This window comes from Vibrio diabolicus (assembly GCF_011801455.1).
Taxonomy (GTDB): domain Bacteria; phylum Pseudomonadota; class Gammaproteobacteria; order Enterobacterales; family Vibrionaceae; genus Vibrio; species Vibrio diabolicus.
In genome coordinates this window covers 82,415-101,861 of sequence record NZ_CP042451.1, presented here as the reverse complement: position 1 = coordinate 101,861, position 19,447 = coordinate 82,415, and the positions used below count along the sequence as shown (strand labels likewise).

The following is a 19,447-nucleotide window of genomic DNA, read 5'->3' as shown; positions in this document are numbered from 1 at the left end:
AAAGTTGTCTCTCATTATTTGAATGAGCGAGAGACATATCGATTTTGCCGGACTCAAATTCCAAGAACACTTGAATGTGTTTTTAGTTGTATTCCATAAGGAATACTTTGAGAACTTTACAAACAACAATAAATTGTTGTTTTGTCAGCTTTCCAAATTGTTAAAGAGCTAGATTTTCTGATGAAAACCATTTTTAAAGATTCTTTTTCAAGAACACTTAAAGATGGTGGAGCTATGCGGGATCGAACCGCAGACCTCCTGCGTGCAAGGCAGGCGCTCTCCCAGCTGAGCTATAGCCCCATCAAGGTGTCGATACTGTAGCCAATCCCTTAGTAAGGAAATTGGTGGGTCTGAGTGGACTCGAACCACCGACCTCTCGCTTATCAGGCGAACGCTCTAACCACCTGAGCTACAGACCCAGTATCGTCTCTTTACTTCATAAACCGTATCAATCTGTGTGAACACTCATCGCAATAATCATCGTATAAGGAGGTGATCCAGCGCCAGGTTCCCCTAGCGCTACCTTGTTACGACTTCACCCCAGTCATGAACCACAAAGTGGTAAGCGTCCCCCCGAAGGTTAAACTACCTACTTCTTTTGCAGCCCACTCCCATGGTGTGACGGGCGGTGTGTACAAGGCCCGGGAACGTATTCACCGTGGCATTCTGATCCACGATTACTAGCGATTCCGACTTCATGGAGTCGAGTTGCAGACTCCAATCCGGACTACGACGCACTTTTTGGGATTCGCTCACTCTCGCAAGTTGGCCGCCCTCTGTATGCGCCATTGTAGCACGTGTGTAGCCCTACTCGTAAGGGCCATGATGACTTGACGTCGTCCCCACCTTCCTCCGGTTTATCACCGGCAGTCTCCCTGGAGTTCCCGACATTACTCGCTGGCAAACAAGGATAAGGGTTGCGCTCGTTGCGGGACTTAACCCAACATTTCACAACACGAGCTGACGACAGCCATGCAGCACCTGTCTCAGAGTTCCCGAAGGCACCAATCCATCTCTGGAAAGTTCTCTGGATGTCAAGAGTAGGTAAGGTTCTTCGCGTTGCATCGAATTAAACCACATGCTCCACCGCTTGTGCGGGCCCCCGTCAATTCATTTGAGTTTTAATCTTGCGACCGTACTCCCCAGGCGGTCTACTTAACGCGTTAGCTCCGAAAGCCACGGCTCAAGGCCACAACCTCCAAGTAGACATCGTTTACGGCGTGGACTACCAGGGTATCTAATCCTGTTTGCTCCCCACGCTTTCGCATCTGAGTGTCAGTATCTGTCCAGGGGGCCGCCTTCGCCACCGGTATTCCTTCAGATCTCTACGCATTTCACCGCTACACCTGAAATTCTACCCCCCTCTACAGTACTCTAGTCTGCCAGTTTCAAATGCTATTCCGAGGTTGAGCCCCGGGCTTTCACATCTGACTTAACAAACCACCTGCATGCGCTTTACGCCCAGTAATTCCGATTAACGCTCGCACCCTCCGTATTACCGCGGCTGCTGGCACGGAGTTAGCCGGTGCTTCTTCTGTCGCTAACGTCAAACGATGCAGCTATTAACTACAACGCCTTCCTCACGACTGAAAGTGCTTTACAACCCGAAGGCCTTCTTCACACACGCGGCATGGCTGCATCAGGCTTGCGCCCATTGTGCAATATTCCCCACTGCTGCCTCCCGTAGGAGTCTGGACCGTGTCTCAGTTCCAGTGTGGCTGATCATCCTCTCAGACCAGCTAGGGATCGTCGCCTTGGTGAGCCCTTACCTCACCAACTAGCTAATCCCACCTAGGCATATCCTGACGCGAGAGGCCCGAAGGTCCCCCTCTTTGGCCCGTAGGCATCATGCGGTATTAGCCATCGTTTCCAATGGTTATCCCCCACATCAGGGCAATTTCCTAGGCATTACTCACCCGTCCGCCGCTCGACGCCGTTATCGTTCCCCGAAGGTTCAGACAACTCGTTTCCGCTCGACTTGCATGTGTTAGGCCTGCCGCCAGCGTTCAATCTGAGCCATGATCAAACTCTTCAATTTAAGATTTTGTTCGGCTCAATGAATACTGAACATTACATAAGTAATGTTTGAATTGACTGTGCTGAATCCGAAGATTCAATGGTCACTTCGTTTCATTGAAACCTAATTTGAAACCGAAGTTTCTAATTGGATTATCATCAACGAGTGCCCACACAGATTGATAGGTCTATATTGTTAAAGAGCTTGCTTTGCGAGAAGCTTTTCTCTCAAAGCGGAGGTGCATTCTAGCGATTTAATTGACAGTGTCAAACACTTTTTCAATTTTATTTTCGTAGAAGCATTTTACCTCTCCGACTCTGCTGAAGCCTTATCGCGTCTGCCGTGTCGGTGGATGCGCATTATAGGGAACTCAGATCCGTTCGCAACCCTTTTTTGGAAAAAAATGGAAAAAACTGACTGTTCGATGACTATTTCATCAAAAAAGCAAAAAAGAGGGTAAAAAACCCTCTTTTTCAGCCTCAAAAGTCGTATTTAAATGAATGCGTACGCGTCTGCGAACATACGTTCGCTCTTCGCTTTCTTGTTCTGAGTGAACTGTTCACGTGCTGCTCCAGCCATTTCGAAACGACCTGCAATATAGATATCGTAGTTTTCTAAGCTTTCGAAATCTTCACTCACCGCTTGTAGCACGTTACCAACCTTACCTTGCCAATCAGCAGGTGCTTCTTCTACTACTGGAACAAAGTGAACGTTAGTAAACTTATCGGCGATCTCGATCAGTTCTTCTTTTGCATAAAGTTGGCAGTTATCGCGCGCACCCCAATATAGATAGATAGGGTTGGTTTTATTCTGCGCGACGCAGTGATCCAGAATCGAGCGCACGTAACTAAAACCTGTACCACCAGCAATTAATAATAGTGGACGTTCACTTTCTTCTTGAACCCAAGCGTCACCATGCGGGGCATCAATTTCAATCTGACCATCAGTTTCAAGCGCCGCTTGCATTGCTTCGACAACTTCTTGAGCGTAAGCGTTGTGTTCCGCCGCACCGATATGCAGTTCAAGTTCACCTTCATGACGGCAAGGGCTGCTCGCGATAGAGAAAGGACGTTTGTCTTTTTCACCCATCACCACCATTAGGTACTGACCCGCTTTAAAAGGTACTGGTGATTCTGGATGAAGAAGGATTTGGTAAGTATTACAAGCTAACGGCTGAATAGACTTTACTTTACATTGGATGGTCATGGTGTTCCTCTCGCTTACTCATCAAAAGTAAGCACTAAATTACTTTCTGTATAGGCTTGGCAAGGGAATATCCAACCTTGCTGTTGCTCTTTTTCGGTTAGCATCGGTTCGAGGTGGTAATTCACCTCGCCCGTTAGCTTTTTACACATGCACATGGCGCAAGCGCCAACTTGGCAACGGTGTGGGAAGCGAATATTGTTGTTGAGCGCAGCTTCCAACACCGTCTCCCCTTCTTTTACTGGAAACGTAACGTCCATTGGTAGAAGGTGGACTTGATGACTCATAGAATACCTAACTGGTCCCAAATCTCATCGACTTTAGCCACAAGTTTAGGATCTTTTTTGATAGGCGTACCCCACTCGCGCGTGACTTCAGATTCGAACTTGTTGGTCGCATCCAATCCTAATTTGGATGAACACTCAGTCTTACCACGCACTTGAATGGTGTCTCTATCTGGGTCCATTCGAGTTGTCACAGCCCAAATGATGTCATTCCAATCTCGTGCATTAACGTCATCGTCGCACAAAATGATGAATTTGTTATCCGTGTACTGAGCAAAGAAGCCCCATAGATATTCCATCAATTCTTGGGATTGACCAGCTTGGTCTTTCTTCATAGTCACGACAGCAAATTGGTTGTTTGCTGTAACTGGAAGATAGACGTCAACAATCTCAGGGCGTTGCTGTTTTAATGCATCCAGATCCGCTTCGTTAATCGCTTTATTGTCACGCTCAGTAACCTTGGTTCGTGTCGCGAGTTCAGCATCCCATTTAATGGTCGCATCCAAGCCCATCTTAGAGCCAAGCCCAACCACTGGCGAAGCAAAGTCGAGCGAGTCGATTGGCGTGTTGTCTATCATCAAGGTATCACGTACAGGATCCATATGCTCTGACATGGCTTTGACGACATCATTCCAATCTCGCGCGTTTACCGATTCATCGCACACAATAACAAACTTGGTGTACATGAATTGACGTAAGAAAGACCACACGCCCATCATTACGCGCTTGGCATGTCCTGGGTACTGCTTCTTCATGGTGACGACTGCCATTCGGTACGAACAACCTTCTGGCGGTAGATAGAAGTCTTCAATCTCTGGGAATTGTTTCTGCAGAATCGGCACAAACACTTCGTTTAATGCCACACCCAATACAGCTGGTTCATCTGGCGGACGGCCTGTGTAGGTGCTGTGATAAATAGGGTCTTTACGCATAGTAATGTGCGTAATGGTAAACACGTGGTGCTTTTCTTTTTCGTTGTAGTAGCCAGTGTGATCGCCATAAGGACCTTCATCAGCAAACTCGTTCGGGTCGATATAGCCTTCCATCACGATTTCAGCGCTCGCTGGCACTTCCAAATCATTACTAACTGACTTCACGACTTCAGTTTTGCTGCCACGTAGTAAACCTGCAAATGCGTATTCCGATAACGTATCTGGCACTGGCGTTACTGCGCCAAGAATGGTTGCGGGGTCTGCACCAAACGCAACCGAAACTGGGAAAGGTTTACCTGGATTGGTTTCCATCCAATCACGTAGGTCAAGCGCACCACCACGATGAGCTAACCAACGCATTATGATTTTGTTCTTGGCGATTTTCTGTTGGCGGTAAATACCTAGGTTCTGACGTTTCTTGTTTGGACCTTTGGTCACGGTTAAGCCCCACGTAAGCAGTGGTGCAACGTCTTCCGCCCAGCAACTCATTACCGGGATTTTGTCCAAGTCGACTTCATCACCTTGCCACACAATCTCTTGGCACGATGCTTTTCTTAAGCGCTTGGCTGGCATGTTCAATACTTGCTTGAACACTGGCAATTTTTCCAATGCGTCTTTGAAGCCTTTTGGTGGCTCAGGTTCTTTCAAATAAGCCAGCAGCTTACCGACTTCTCTTAATTCTTTAACATCTTCACGTCCCATACCAATCGCGACACGCTCTGGTGTACCAAATAGGTTGGTCAAAACAGGTACGTCGTAGCCAATTGGGTTCTCAAACAACAGCGCAGGGCCACCAGCACGCAAGGTGCGGTCACTGATTTCTGTCATTTCGTAAGCGGGATCGACAGGGTGAGCAATGCGTTTAAGTCGACCTTTCTGTTCTAGGTGGTCGATAAATTCGCGTAAATCCTTAAAACTCATAGGCCTTCATGACTGGCTGATTAAACTGTCCGCAGTATAACAAATAGGAGGACGCTAAGATCCTCCTATTTTGTGTGGGTATGTGAGCCAGATTACTTTAATACTTGCTCTATCTGCCGAGTCTTCACTTGATGGTTGTTAGAGACTAACTCTTCCAACCAGGTTTGATGCCCTTGCTGCGCCAGCTCTCGAGCGACCATGGTAGCTTCTTCCGATAGTGCCATTTTGCTCACTAGAAACTGTTTCACTTGCGGAGATAAAGGGTTGGACTTTGTAAGTAGACTAATGGCTTCTGGTTTGAGTGACGGATTGACGGTGGAGTTCATCAATTGCTGAATTGAAAAAACGTCCCCAACCGTAGCTAAACGCTCGAGTTCGGACTGGCTGTTGTAATCCGCTCTCATCCGCCAGAGTAAGTTGTACACTTCCTCATCTTGACTTACTTGCGCTAATCTCACGATCACGGCTGTCGATGGTAGCCAACTGGTCACATTCGCTTTGGTTAACTGAGTGGTTAATGCGGCAAGCGCATTCGGTGATAAGCTGTCCAACTCTCGAATCAAAAGTGCTTCACGCGCCTGGGCTTGTTGAGATTGCCCTGTAAGCCATTGCTTTAAGTCGAGCTCTTTTCGCTCAGCTTGTAGTACAAAGTCCAAGGTACTTTGGTCTTGCTTCCAACGCTTAATCAAGCGGCTCGCAATGGCAGGAAAGTTAAAGGCAGGCACACTAAACTCATACCCGTCCCCTCGCTCTAGAACCTGATAAGTAGGAGTCATACGGATCTGAGACTCAACAAACAGAGCCATTCTAGGCGTGAGAATCACATCTTGCTTCTCAAGCTTTTCCAATAACCGAAAACGCACGACCTCTTGTTGAGGTAAAGCTAGTCGATCAAGGGAAAATTTAAGCGAGTCGACTTCATCCCTGACAACGTAATCAAGCAGTTCAGAGACTTTAGCCTGTATTTGAGTATCCTGAAGCCACTGTTCTACTGCAGACTCCTGCATTTCCTTGGCAGATAACGTCGCGGGTAGTGTGATAAGTGACAAGCTCAGGAGTAATGACGACAACATTCCTTGTTGCATGTTAACCTCCCGATAACATTTTCCTCATTCTGATGCTTCCATCGGGAGAAAGCAACAAAAAAGCCACCGTTAACGGTGGCTTTTTTAGAATCAAGACTCAGCTATTACTGACGACGCATCGCATCGAAGAACTCATCGTTGGTCTTCGTCATCGCTAGCTTATCAATGAGGAATTCCATCGCGTCGATTTCGCCCATTGGGTGAACGATCTTACGCAGAATCCACATTTTCTGTAGTTCATCAGTCTTCGTCAGTAGCTCTTCACGACGTGTACCTGAACGGTTGAAGTCAATCGCAGGGAATACACGCTTCTCAGCAATCTTACGGTTCAAGTGCAGTTCCATGTTACCTGTACCCTTGAACTCTTCGTAGATAACTTCATCCATTTTAGAACCAGTATCTACTAGTGCCGTTGCGATGATCGTTAGGCTACCGCCCTCTTCAACATTACGTGCTGCACCAAAGAAACGCTTAGGACGGTGTAGTGCGTTTGCATCCACACCACCTGTCAGTACTTTACCTGATGAAGGTACTACGGTGTTGTAAGCACGAGCGAGACGAGTGATAGAGTCAAGCAGGATAACCACGTCTTTCTTGTGTTCAACAAGACGTTTCGCTTTCTCGATTACCATTTCCGCTACTTGTACGTGACGAGATGCTGGCTCATCGAAAGTCGACGCGACTACTTCACCTTTAACTAGACGCTGCATCTCTGTTACTTCTTCTGGACGTTCGTCGATAAGAAGTACCATCAACTCACACTCTGGGTGGTTGTATGCGATGCTTTGAGCAATATTTTGCAGAAGCATTGTCTTACCCGCTTTTGGCGGAGCAACAATCAGACCACGTTGACCTTTACCGATAGGCGATGCCAAATCTAAAACACGTGCTGTGATGTCTTCTGTAGAACCGTTACCACGCTCCATTACCATGCGTTCATTTGCATGCAGAGGGGTAAGGTTTTCAAATAGGATCTTGTTACGAGCGTTGTCTGGTTTGTCGTCGTTAACGGTATTGACTTTTAGAAGGGCAAAGTAGCGTTCACCGTCTTTTGGTGGACGAATTTTACCAGCGATAGAGTCACCAGTACGTAGGTTAAAGCGACGAATCTGACTTGGTGATACGTAGATATCGTCCGGACCCGCAAGGTATGAACTATCTGCACTGCGTAGGAAACCAAAGCCGTCTTGCAGAATTTCCAGAACCCCATCGCCAAAGATGTCTTCGCCGCCTTTAGCGTGCGCTTTTAAAATCGCGAAGATGATGTCTTGTTTTCTTAAGCGAGCTAGGTTCTCTAATCCTAAGCTTTCGCCCAGTTTTACAAGGTCAGACACAGGTCTGTTCTTCAGTTCGGTAAGGTTCATGGTGGTGGATTCTTGTTTAGTCAAAATAAGATCTGTTTTCTAGTTAAGATGGATTTGGTCTCAGGATCGACCAAGAAGAGAAATTTGTTCAATTAACGCGCGATAAGTTAGCACTAATTAGTATTCTAGTCCAGAGTTAGAAAAACAAAACCGTGCGTTGTTACTTTGCACGGTTTTATCTGTAATCACTTGGTGATTATAAGTTTGCGTCCAAAAACTCTTTTAGTTGAGTTTTAGACAGAGCACCAACTTTCGTTGCCGCTACGTTGCCGTCTTTGAATAGCAGTAGCGTTGGAATGCCGCGAATACCAAACTTAGGTGGTGTACCTGCGTTATGGTCGATGTTTAGTTTACCGATAGTGAGTTTGCCTTCGTACTCGTCTGCGATTTCGTCCAGAATAGGAGCGATCATTTTACAAGGACCACACCATTCTGCCCAGAAATCCACTAGAACCGGGCCTGCAGCGTTGATTACATCGTTTTCAAAACCGTCATCAGTTAGCTGCAAAATCTTATCACTCATCTTCCACTCCAATGTGTTTTTCGAAACTGGTTGGATGATAACCAGTAATTAGATGCCCTATTGGAATGTATTTACTTTCGTATTGCAAGCTTTAGCTGATATTCTATAGCCATGAAAAAGACGCATATCACAGAGCAAAAGTTCGCCGATTTGGGCTTAAAGCCCCAAGTTATTGAAGGATTGGACAAAAAAGGGTTCGAATTTTGTACCCCTATCCAAGCCTTGGCGTTGCCGGTCCTGCTCACCGGCCAAGACATCGCAGGCCAGGCCCAAACGGGTACTGGTAAAACGCTCGCGTTTCTTACTGCTACATTCAACCACCTTCTGACGACACCGGAGCATGAAGGTCGTAAACCTACGCAGCCACGCGCCATCATTATGGCGCCAACACGTGAGCTTGCTATTCAGATTTACAATGATGCAGAAGCATTAACTGAGAGCACTGGTCTAAAAACCGCTTTGGCTTACGGTGGTGAAAGCTACGATAAGCAATTGAATAAGCTGCAAGATGGTGTCGATATTCTGATTGGTACGACAGGTCGTATCATCGATTTCTACAAACAGCGCGTATTCAACCTTAACAACATTCAAGCCGTTGTTCTGGATGAAGCCGACCGCATGTTCGATCTTGGCTTTATTAAAGACATTCGCTTCTTGTTCCGTCGTATGCCTGAACCAAAAGAGCGTTTGAACATGCTGTTCTCAGCGACGCTTTCTTACCGTGTTCAAGAACTGGCATTTGAGCACATGAACACCCCTGAGCATGTTGTGGTAGAGCCAGAACAGAAAACTGGTCACCGCATTCAGGAAGAACTTTTCTACCCTTCTAACGAAGATAAAATGGCCCTCCTTCAAACTTTGATTGAAGAAGAATGGCCAGATCGCGCCATCATTTTTGCGAACACGAAACACAAGTGTGAATCGGTTTGGGGTCACCTGGCTGCCGATGGACACCGTGTCGGTCTTCTTACTGGTGATGTACCGCAGAAGAAACGTGAAAAGATTCTTGAGCAATTCACCAAAGGTGATGTCGACATTCTTGTTGCAACTGACGTTGCTGCGCGTGGTCTGCACATTCCTCAAGTGACGCACGTTTTCAACTATGACCTTCCTGACGACTGTGAAGATTACGTTCACCGTATTGGCCGTACCGGTCGTGCTGGTGCAAGCGGTCACTCGATCAGTTTTGCTTGTGAAGAGTACGCAATTAACCTGCCTGCAATCGAAGAATACATTGAGCACACTATCCCAGTTTCAGAATACGATTCGTCAGCGCTGATCCAAGATCTGCCAGCGCCAATTCGTATGCGTGCGCCACGCAACCAACAGCGTCGTACGAATACTGGCGGTACTCGTTCAGGTTCAGGTAACCGCAAGCCGCAAGGACGTCGTCCGCGCCAACCGCGTCAATCGGCACCAAAACAATCGTAAAAGGAAACTGAGTTCGTTTATGAGTCAAGCAGGATCATCGCCGCTATACGCCGCCATCGACCTCGGGTCGAACAGTTTTCACATGCTCGTTGTGCGTCATATCGATGGCAGCGTTCAAACAATGGCTAAAATTAAGCGCAAGGTTCGTCTAGCAGCGGGCCTAGATGAACATAATTCTCTTAGTATGGAAGCTATGCAGCGAGGATGGGACTGCTTAAGTCTATTTGCGGAACGCTTGCAGGATATTCCTAAACAAAACATTCGTATTGTAGGCACAGCCACTTTACGTACCGCCACGAATGTAGATGTGTTTCTGGAGAAAGCGAACCAGATTCTTGGTCAACCAATCGACGTTATCTCCGGTGAAGAAGAAGCGGCCACTATCTATAAAGGTGTCGCACACACTTCTGGAGGCAGCGGTCGCCGTCTTGTGGTCGATATTGGTGGCGCAAGTACAGAACTCATCATCGGTGAAGGTTTCGAAGCCAAAGCACTGACCAGTTTAAAAATGGGTTGTGTGACTTGGCTGGAAAACTTCTTTAAAGATCGCCAGTTGAATGCGCGTAACTTTGACGCAGCAATTGAAGGCGCGAAGCAGACAATCCAGCCAATTCTAGAGCGCTATACAGAAATCGGTTGGGATGTGTGCGTTGGCGCATCAGGCACCGTTCAGGCATTGCAAGAGATAATGCTAGCGCAAGGTATGGACGAAGTAATCACTCACTCCAAATTGAAACGCCTGCAGAAGCAAGCCATGTTAGCCGATCATTTAGAAGAGCTCGACATTGAAGGCTTAACGCTTGAGCGTGCATTAGTGTTCCCTAGTGGCTTATCTATTTTGATTGCCGTTTTTGAATTACTGGAAATCGACGCGATGACACTCGCGGGCGGCGCACTACGTGAAGGCTTAGTCTACGAGATGGTTGAAGAGCTACGTCAAGAAGACATCCGTGCTCGCACAATTGCCAGCGTACAAAATCGTTATCAGCTCGATCACCAATACGGTGAACAAGTTGCGACACTGGCAAGCAAACTGTTGGAGCAAGCCGGCGGCGATGAGTGGATTACGGAACCTCAAGGCAAGATATTGCTTGAAACCGCCGCAAAGCTGCATGAAATCGGCTTAACGATCGATTTCAAAAAAGGCGGTGAGCACAGTGCTTACTTACTCCAGAATCTGGATTTACCTGGCTACACTCGCGCGCAGAAGTTCTTTCTTGGTGAGATTGCCCGTCGTTATCGAGAACAACTCACCTCACTGCCTGAGCAACATGCGTTATCAGGCTCAAGTGCCAAGCGCGTACTGCGGTTGTTGCGCTTAGCGGTGTTGTTGACTCACCGTCGCAACCAAAACTTAGAGCCAAACGTCGTATTAACGGCTGAAGGTGACAACCTAACATTAAACATTGATGCACAGTGGCTAGCGGCCAACCCGTTGACCGCCGCTGAGCTAGAAATCGAATCCAACCGTCAAACTGATATCGGTTGGCCATTAACGATTACCTCTGATTAATGGTTGTTATCCCATGACAAAGGCTCCTTCTGGAGCCTTTTTAATACCCGTTATTATCCTATGTACAACTCATAGAGTTTTGAGACACCGATGATCTAAATACTCATTTCGCTGTACATTCGCTTTAGAAACAACAAAGCCGCTATCAAAAGCGGCTTTGTTGCTATTAACTGATGAAAACTATGCCGTCGTCGTAACTTTAAAGTTAGGGTTCACTGCCGTTAGCTTCTTAATTAAGTAATTCAGTAGTACGCCGTACATAGGCACAAACAGACCAAGACTAATCACTAACTTAAAGCCGTAGTCCACCAGCGCGATTTCCGTCCAATGTTCCGCCATAAATGGATCTGGACTTTGGTAGAACGCAATCGCGAAGAAGGCGATGGTATCCAGTGCATTACCAAAAAGAGTTGAACACGTTGGGGCCACCCACCACTGTTTCATTTGGCGTAGGCGGTTGAACACGTGCACATCCATAATCTGACCAAGTAGATACGCCATGAAGCTAGCAATCGCGATACGAGCAACGAATAAGTTAAATTCCCCTAAGTGACCAAAACCTTGGAACTGCCCCTCGAAGAACACCACCGATAAGAAGTAAGAGACAGCCAAAGCAGGCAACATTACTAAGAAAATGATCTTACGCGCCAACTGAGCACCGAAAATACGTACGGTTAAATCCGTCGCAAGGAAAATAAATGGGAAGGTGAATGCACCCCAGGTGGTATGTAAGCCAAAGATAGTAAACGGTAGCTGAACTAGGTAATTGCTGGATGCAATAATGACTAGATGAAATAAAACCAGATAGATAAGGGCGTTGCGCTGCTGCGCAGGGGTAAAGTTACTCATGCGATACCTTTTTAGTTTGGTTTGGGGGCGAGGGAACCCAAATCGAGCGTTTTCTACAGAGAAAAGCACTCTTACCAACAATGTAAAAAATGACGATTAAACTAGCTTAACTCATTCAGAGTAAAGCGGTGGGCGATTATACATTAACCTATTTTACTCACAAGCGGTGTTTTATACGCAAACGTTTCTTCGCGAACATCACGTCAAAACCAAGGGCTTTGATGCAAAAATAAGAAAGGGTGTTTCATGTGAAACACCCTTTAAAGAATAGATAACTTGAATTTAGAAGCCGCGTTGGAACAATCCGGCTAAATAGTCGAGCTCTTCCCTACTCTCTTCTATTGTTAGCGCTTCAAACCAAATCGCTTCGCTGTAGTGCTCCGCTTTCATAAACAAGCGGCAGCCTTCAAAATCGATCAACCAAGAGTGAATATCCGCATCCCACTGTTTTTCTACCACAGACGCAGATAATAATTTCACCAAACGCTCACCCAATGCCGGAAAAGTATCGAGGTCGAAGCTTGGAGCGGTAATAATAAGACGCCCTTCTTCAACAATGTAATCAGCGAGACCAAATTCCTTGTGCATATGGATTCCTTATCCGTGGTGAGTAATGTGTTCTTGGATCAGATCCAAGAATGGATCGGCGTATTTTTCTAGTTTACGTTGACCAACGCCACTAACCGCTAACATTTCGCCGTATGACGTTGGCAGCATTTCTGCCATATCAATCAAGGTCGCATCACTGAATACCACGTATGGTGGCAAACCGTCTTCATCGGCGATCGACTTACGTAGCTTACGTAATTTGGCAAACAACTTCTTATCGTAGTTTTTGCTGGTCAGTTTATCCGACTTCGCGGCACGTGCTGCGGTATCTAAACGTGGAACTGCAAGTTCTAAAGACACATCACCACGTAGTAATGGACGTGCTTCTTCGGTTAATTGCAACGTCGAGTTACGAGTGATGTTTTGAAATAGCAGCCCTTTATGAATTAACTGGCGGAAGATACTTACCCAGTAATCATGGCTGTGATCACGACCAATGCCGTAAGTCGAAATTTTATCGTGGCCATGTTCGCGCACACGAATGTTTTGCATCCCACGCAGCACCTCAACCACATACGTCATACCAAAACTTTGGTTAACGCGGTAAACACACGACAACGCTTTGCGCGCTTCTTCGGTCGCATCAAAGTGTTTTGGTGGGTCCAGGCAGATATCGCAGTTACCACACGGCTTTTCGCGATACTCTCCAAAATAGTTGAGCAGTACCTGACGACGACAGGTTTGCGCTTCCGCAAAAGCACTCATCGCATTGAGTTTGTGGCTTTCTACCTGCTTCTGCGGTCCATCATCTTTTTCATCCAACATACGACGCAACCAACTGATGTCGGCTGGGTCATACAACATCATCGCCTCGGCAGGCAGGCCATCTCGCCCTGCTCGACCAGTTTCCTGATAATAGGACTCGATGTTACGTGGAATATCAAAATGCACAACAAAGCGCACGTTTGGCTTATTGATACCCATGCCGAATGCAACCGTCGCAACGACGATTTGAATGTCATCACGTTGAAAAGCTTCCTGAACGTAAGCTCGCTCTTCAGTATCCATTCCTGCATGATAACCAGCAGCGCGGATATGGTTGTTGCATAGCTTCTCGGTCACCATTTCAACTTTCTTACGACTGCCGCAATAAATAATGCCGCAGCTTCCCTTTTGGGTGGCTAGATAGCGAATGATTTGAGAAACCGGTTTGTGCTTTTCTACCAAGGTGTAACGAATGTTGGGACGATCAAAGCTTCCTAGATACACCTGAGGCTCATGTAAGCGTAAGCGTTCTAGAATATCACGACGCGTCGCATCATCGGCAGTGGCAGTGAGTGCCATAAAGGGCACATGCGAAAAGTGTTGCTTTAACTGACCTAACGCCGCGTATTCTGGGCGAAAATCATGTCCCCACTGAGAGATACAATGTGCTTCATCCACGGCGATCATAGATAAGGGTAAGTTTTCTAAACGCTCAATAAAGTCACGCATTAACACGCGCTCTGGCGAGACATACACTAGCTTAAGCTGACCAGAGTGCATGCGATTATACACACTCAGTAGCTCTTCTCGATTCATGGTCGAGTTCACACACTCCGCTGCTACACCATTGGCTTTCAGTTGATCAACTTGGTCTTTCATCAATGAAATCAGCGGTGAAATCACCAAGGTAATCCCTGAGCGCACTAACGCCGGAATTTGGTAACAGAGAGATTTACCGCCACCAGTCGGCATGATGACCAAGCTGTCTTTGCCTTCGATAGCGGCTTCAATAACTTCTTGCTGACCATCACGAAACGTCTGGTAACCGAATACTTCCTCCAACACACGTTGAGGCGTTACAGGCGTATCTGATTGTTCGGCTAGCAAGGTTGAGGTCATGAATAATCTCAGATTGAGTGATCGTAGAAATGCTTTTGCATGCCCAAGCACACAAAGTGAGGGCACATTGTAATGGGGTTTCGTGGTGAATAAAACCGCAAATTGCTAGGTGTTTCGCATCACGACTCGTATACTGATTTTCTGCTCTATAAACACACAATTAGGTGACACCTCATGACACCAGAAGACGAACAACAACGCGCTCGGCAAGGTATCTTGCTGGCGATTGGTGCCTATACCATGTGGGGCATTGCGCCGATGTATTTTAAATCCATCGCACAAGTATCCCCTTTGGAGATTCTGAGCCACCGGGTGATTTGGTCTTTCTTTTTGCTTGCCGCACTCCTTCACTTTGGCCGTCACTGGCGCTCGGTTTACTACATCGCGAAAGACAAAACGAAGATCGCTTACCTGATCGCAAGTTCTGTATTAATTGGCGGAAACTGGCTGATTTTCATCTGGGCGGTCAATTCCAATCATATGCTTGACGCGAGCTTAGGCTATTACATTAACCCATTAATCAATGTCTTGCTCGGCATGGTCTTTTTGGGAGAACGACTTCGTAAGTTGCAATGGTTTGCTGTCGTATTAGCGGGCTGTGGTGTACTGGTCCAATTGATTGTATTCGGCTCCGTGCCCGTTGTTGCGATGGCGTTAGCAATGAGTTTCGGCTTCTATGGCCTCTTAAGGAAGAAAGTCAGTGTCGATGCAAAAACAGGATTGTTTATCGAAACATTACTTCTTCTGCCTGTCGCCGCCTTGTATCTGCTGTTTATTGCAGAAACCCCAACGTCGAATATGCTCACTAACCCGTTAGCATTAAATAGCTTGTTGATTGCAGCAGGGGTGATTACCACACTGCCCCTACTTTGTTTTACGGGTGCGGCAACAAGACTCAAATTATCAACATTGGGCTTTTTCCAGTATATTGGCCCAAGCTTGATGTTCTTACTTGCAGTACTGATGTATGGCGAACCCTTTACCATGGATAAAGCGATTACCTTTGCCTTTATTTGGGGAGCGCTAGTCGTATTTAGCTTTGATGGACTGCGCAACAACCGTCGCTCACGCCGAATCGTTCAGCCACAGTGATCGTTTTTTACAAGACAAGTTAGAAATTGCCAGATAAGCTTGGTCATAATGTGACCAAGCTTTTTTGTATGTAATGGAACAGATTCAATACTACGCAACCGACCATGATCAGCTGAGCCTGATCGAGGCGAAATACCAGAAGTTTGCCTTCCAAAGGCACTATCATCTGGACTTTCACCTCGGTCTGATCACGCATGGCACGCAAAAGTTCCAATATCAAGGCTGTAGCCATCAAGTGGGTCATGGGCAAATCGTAATTATGCCGCCAGATGAACTGCACGACGGGCACTCTAAGCTCGAAAGTGGCTATGAAGTGAATGTATTTGCGATCGAGCCGCGCCTACTCAGCGATCTTGCCGATCTTAGTCAAAATGGTCAAATAATCCGCTTTAATGAATTGATCATCTCCGATCCACAGATATTTTCACAACTTAGTAACTTGCATGCTCTTCTTCGCCGCGAGAACCTCAGCCAACTCACCAAAGATTGCCTTCCTTTTGAAGGATTTAATCAACTTTTTGATCGCTACGGATCACTCGCGAGGCAAAAAGTGGTTCCGCTTGGAAAACAGTCTTTGCATACCTTAAAAGATTACTTAATGGCGAATCTCGACCAAACAGTTCGTTTAGATGCACTATCAGAGCTCTGTCAACTGAGCCCCACGCAATTTCAACGCCATTTCAAAGCGCAAACGGGGATGACTCCCTACGCTTGGTTTGCTCGCTTGCGATTAGAGCAAGGAATGAAACTACTCCAAGCAGGATGGTGTGGTACGGACGTCGCCTATCAAGTGGGTTTTTATGATCAGGCCCACTTTAGTAAAGCGTTTAAACAAACCTATGGCGTCTCGCCTTCACAAGTGGCACGCTAATATCTCATACGCGGTGGTATTCAGTACTGCTAGTTTTTTACAAGCACTACCGAATAAGAATCACGACAATAGCTCATATCCACTATGTTTTGAGATGTGTTATGAATGAATCGACTATCCTTTTAACGCTTGCCAGTATCCACTTCATTGCTTTAATGAGCCCAGGTCCGGATTTTGCGCTTGTGGTACAAAATGCCACCCGTCATGGCCGTCAAACTGGCTTATACATTGCGCTTGGCTTATCAGTCGGTATTTTGCTGCATTCTTTATTCAGCCTAACGGGGGTGAGCTATTTAGTTCACCAGCATCCTCTGCTCTACTCCGTCTTACAATTGCTTGGGGGCAGCTATCTGTTGTATTTGGGTATCGGTGCACTGCGCGGCGTGATCGCGACGATCAAAAAACCACTTTCTGATCAGCCAAGCAAAAACAGTAACCTTGTGATCGGTAATAAACGTCAGGCGTTTACCAAGGGGTTCGCAACCAATATTCTCAACCCCAAAGCCTTAGTATTTTTTGTGAGTTTAATGTCGAGCCTTGTCCCAGTGGGCATGTCGGTGACAGGAAAAGGAATTGCTCTGGTGATTTTGTTTGGTTTGTCGCTACTCTGGTTTTCTAGCCTTGCATGGATGCTGTCAACGCAGCGCTTGCAAACAAGATTGCAGCAAGCCGGCATTTATATAGATGGTTTATGTGGTGTGGTATTTACCCTAGTTGGCAGCAGTATTTTAGTGCAAACCTTCCGCTCCTTTCTCGATAACTCTCTGATTTAAAAGCGTCGCACACTCGACATTTCTTTAATAGGAAACTCGACGACTATCTCCGTGGCTGCCAAGCTGAATAACCTTTGTTGGCAACATGGAGAGTCATCATGCAATGGACATTTAACCGACTCGTACTCTCGGGTCTTTTTCTTACTTCCCCTTTCACCTTCACTGGACAAGCCTTCGCTAACCAAGCTGCAGATTCGGTCGCACCAGAGCACAGCACTGGCATTGAGCAAAAGCAGCTGGTCAAAGCTAAAGATTATATGGTTACCGCTGCTAACCCACTGGCGACCCAAGCGGGTGCAGACGTACTTGAGCAAGGCGGGAATGCGATAGATGCCATGGTCGCGGTGCAATTGATGCTTGGCTTAGTTGAACCCCAGTCATCAGGTATTGGTGGCGGTGCGTTCTTAGTGTATTGGGATAGCGAAAAGCAAAAACTGACCACTTACGACGGACGTGAAACCGCCCCCCTCGCCGTAACGCCAAAGCTATTTTTAGATGAGAACGGTCAGCCATTGCAATTCTACGATGCCGTGGTTGGAGGACGCTCTGTCGCAACACCAGGCACCGTGAAACTATTGTGGGATACCCACCAGAAATACGGCAAGCTGGAATGGAAAAAGATCATTCAGCCTGTTATCTCGCTTGCGGAGCAAGGATTCAAAGTCAGTCCTCGCCTAGCAAGCTTGATAGAAAAAGACGCCGAGCGTTTATCACGCTTTCCAGTAACAAAAGCCTATTTCTTTAACTCGGATGGCTCGCCAAAAACCGAAGGTACGCTATTAAAAAACCCTGAATACGCACAAACGCTGAGTGCTATTGCTAAGCAAGGCGCCCAAGCCTTCTACCATGGGGACATAGCCAGAGACATTATCAAGACGGTACAAAACGCGCCGGGCAACCCCGGCGTATTAGCCCAACCCGACTTTGATACCTACCAAATCAGACAACGTGAGCCGGTTTGTGCAGCATACCAAAGCTATGACATTTGCGGCATGGGACCACCAAGCTCTGGCGCGCTCACCATTGGTCAGATTTTGGCGATCACTGAACAGTACGATCTCAAAGGCTGGGGGGCTAACAGCATTAAATCTTGGCAAGTACTCGCCGATGCATCGCGTCTAGCGTTTGCTGACCGTGGTAAATACATGGCAGACCAAGATTACGTGCCGATGCCAACGCAAGGCTTGCTTGATGAAAGCTACCTCCAGCAGCGAGCAGAGCTGATCCATGTCGGCAAAGCACTAAGCAAAGTTGAAGCGGGCAATCCTCCGTGGTCGCACGCAATGAACTTAAGCATGGACGAATCCATTGAACTCCCTTCCACCAGCCATTTCAATATCGTCGATAAGCAAGGCAATGTGGTTTCCATGACGACCACCATTGAGAATGCGTTTGGCTCACGCTTAATGGTGCGTGGCTTCTTGCTCAATAATGAACTGACCGATTTTTCTTTCCGTACTCATAACGACGGAATCCCAATCGCCAACCGCATAGAACCAGGCAAACGTCCACGATCTTCAATGGCCCCGACCATTATGATGAAAGATAACAAACCTTACATGGCGATAGGTTCTCCGGGTGGCAGTCGAATCATCGGTTACGTGGCGCAAACCATCATTGCCCACACGCAATGGGATATGGATATCCAACAAGCAATCAATCAACCACGATTACTCGACCGTTTTGGCACCTTAGATATTGAACAAGGTACCGCTGCAGAAGGCTTACAGCCAGAGCTGGAGAAGATGGGCTTTAAAACCAATGTTCGTGATTTGAATTCTGGACTGCATGCGATACGCATAACAAAAGATGGACTAGAAGGTGCCGCAGATCCTCGTCGAGAAGGAGCAGCAATCGGCAAATAGGCCTGTTTTGCTCGACTCCTTGTGCGAGATCTCTCACAAGGAGTGGAGCAAACCTCTCTTTTTTAATGGTAAAACAGCCCACAAACAAACATAAGATATTGAATAATATAAATATGTTTGTTTTTCAAACGCTTTTGATTGAGAAAAATTTGGGCTTCGACCATTGTTGAGAATCGTGAAGAGCGTAATATGAACCTTGTCGGAAGGATGCTGACACGGAACAGGAAACACCACGGATTTGGTGAACTTCAGGAAGAAGAAACGGGTATTCAGGATGAATAGTCGGGCATG

15 protein-coding genes, 2 tRNA genes and 1 rRNA gene are annotated in these 19,447 nt (G+C 46.8%); 6 read left to right on the top strand and 12 right to left on the bottom strand.

Going from position 1 to position 19,447, the window contains the following annotated elements; translation table 11 throughout:
• Positions 1–224: 224 nt before the first annotated feature.
• The 9 genes from FR741_RS00520 to trxA form a co-directional block, all read right to left on the bottom strand.
• Positions 225–300, bottom strand: a tRNA-Ala gene (locus FR741_RS00520).
• A gap of 42 nt (positions 301–342) precedes the next feature.
• Positions 343–419, bottom strand: a tRNA-Ile gene (locus FR741_RS00515).
• A 66-nt stretch (positions 420–485) separates the two neighbouring features.
• A 16S ribosomal RNA gene (locus FR741_RS00510) occupies positions 486–2,038 on the bottom strand.
• Between the two features lie 471 nt (positions 2,039–2,509).
• Positions 2,510–3,223, bottom strand: a complete 714-nt coding sequence (gene fre, locus FR741_RS00505; protein ID WP_074190854.1) for an NAD(P)H-flavin reductase — start codon at positions 3,221–3,223, stop codon at positions 2,510–2,512.
• A gap of 14 nt (positions 3,224–3,237) precedes the next feature.
• Positions 3,238–3,507 (bottom strand): 2Fe-2S iron-sulfur cluster-binding protein, encoded by a 270-nt coding sequence (locus FR741_RS00500; protein ID WP_012841284.1) that lies wholly within the window; start codon positions 3,505–3,507, stop codon positions 3,238–3,240.
• Complete coding sequence (gene ubiD / locus FR741_RS00495) at positions 3,504–5,357, bottom strand: 4-hydroxy-3-polyprenylbenzoate decarboxylase (protein ID WP_167426133.1); 1,854 nt, start codon at positions 5,355–5,357, stop codon at positions 3,504–3,506. Before ubiD ends, FR741_RS00500 begins: the two co-directional genes overlap by 4 nt.
• 92 nt (positions 5,358–5,449) lie before the next feature.
• Positions 5,450–6,442 carry a hypothetical protein gene (locus FR741_RS00490; protein ID WP_167426132.1) on the bottom strand — a complete coding sequence of 331 codons (993 nt, stop codon included), beginning with the start codon at positions 6,440–6,442 and terminating at the stop codon, positions 5,450–5,452.
• Between the two features lie 104 nt (positions 6,443–6,546).
• A complete protein-coding gene (rho, locus tag FR741_RS00485; RefSeq protein WP_005378757.1) occupies positions 6,547–7,806 on the bottom strand; it encodes a transcription termination factor Rho in 1,260 nt (419 codons plus the stop codon).
• Between the two features lie 196 nt (positions 7,807–8,002).
• Positions 8,003–8,329, bottom strand: coding sequence for a thioredoxin TrxA (gene trxA / locus FR741_RS00480; RefSeq protein ID WP_004745500.1), 327 nt, complete (start codon positions 8,327–8,329; stop codon positions 8,003–8,005).
• Positions 8,330–8,440: 111 nt separating this feature from the next.
• Here trxA and rhlB point away from each other — a divergent pair, with 111 nt between their 5' ends.
• The gene (gene rhlB / locus FR741_RS00475) at positions 8,441–9,760 is read left to right on the top strand and encodes an ATP-dependent RNA helicase RhlB (protein ID WP_005397003.1); all 1,320 of its coding nucleotides are present in this window, start codon (positions 8,441–8,443) and stop codon (positions 9,758–9,760) included.
• 19 nt (positions 9,761–9,779) lie between these two features.
• Positions 9,780–11,273 (top strand): guanosine-5'-triphosphate,3'-diphosphate diphosphatase, encoded by a 1,494-nt coding sequence (gppA, locus tag FR741_RS00470; RefSeq protein ID WP_167426131.1) that lies wholly within the window; start codon positions 9,780–9,782, stop codon positions 11,271–11,273.
• 180 nt (positions 11,274–11,453) lie between these two features.
• On the opposite strand, the gene FR741_RS00465 is transcribed toward gppA, so the two are convergent.
• From FR741_RS00465 to recQ, 3 genes are all read right to left on the bottom strand, one after another.
• Positions 11,454–12,122 (bottom strand): 7-cyano-7-deazaguanine/7-aminomethyl-7-deazaguanine transporter, encoded by a 669-nt coding sequence (locus FR741_RS00465; protein WP_005397008.1) that lies wholly within the window; start codon positions 12,120–12,122, stop codon positions 11,454–11,456.
• Between the two features lie 282 nt (positions 12,123–12,404).
• The gene (locus FR741_RS00460) at positions 12,405–12,710 is read right to left on the bottom strand and encodes a DUF3630 family protein (RefSeq protein WP_047010220.1); all 306 of its coding nucleotides are present in this window, start codon (positions 12,708–12,710) and stop codon (positions 12,405–12,407) included.
• A gap of 9 nt (positions 12,711–12,719) precedes the next feature.
• The gene (gene recQ / locus FR741_RS00455) at positions 12,720–14,555 is read right to left on the bottom strand and encodes an ATP-dependent DNA helicase RecQ (protein WP_005397012.1); all 1,836 of its coding nucleotides are present in this window, start codon (positions 14,553–14,555) and stop codon (positions 12,720–12,722) included.
• 174 nt (positions 14,556–14,729) lie between these two features.
• On the opposite strand from recQ, the gene rarD reads away from it, so the two are divergent.
• The 4 genes from rarD (at position 14,730) to ggt (ending at position 19,156) form a co-directional block, all read left to right on the top strand.
• Entirely contained in the window at positions 14,730–15,647 is a 918-nt protein-coding gene (rarD, locus tag FR741_RS00450; RefSeq protein ID WP_167426130.1) for an EamA family transporter RarD, read from the top strand.
• 73 nt (positions 15,648–15,720) lie between these two features.
• Positions 15,721–16,518 carry an AraC family transcriptional regulator gene (locus FR741_RS00445; RefSeq protein WP_167426129.1) on the top strand — a complete coding sequence of 266 codons (798 nt, stop codon included), beginning with the start codon at positions 15,721–15,723 and terminating at the stop codon, positions 16,516–16,518.
• A 101-nt stretch (positions 16,519–16,619) separates the two neighbouring features.
• Complete coding sequence (locus tag FR741_RS00440; protein WP_006743073.1) at positions 16,620–17,291, top strand: LysE family translocator; 672 nt, start codon at positions 16,620–16,622, stop codon at positions 17,289–17,291.
• A 98-nt stretch (positions 17,292–17,389) separates the two neighbouring features.
• On the top strand, positions 17,390–19,156 hold the full coding sequence (gene ggt / locus FR741_RS00435) for a gamma-glutamyltransferase (protein WP_167426128.1): 1,767 nt from the start codon (positions 17,390–17,392) through the stop codon (positions 19,154–19,156).
• Positions 19,157–19,447: the final 291 nt, after the last annotated feature.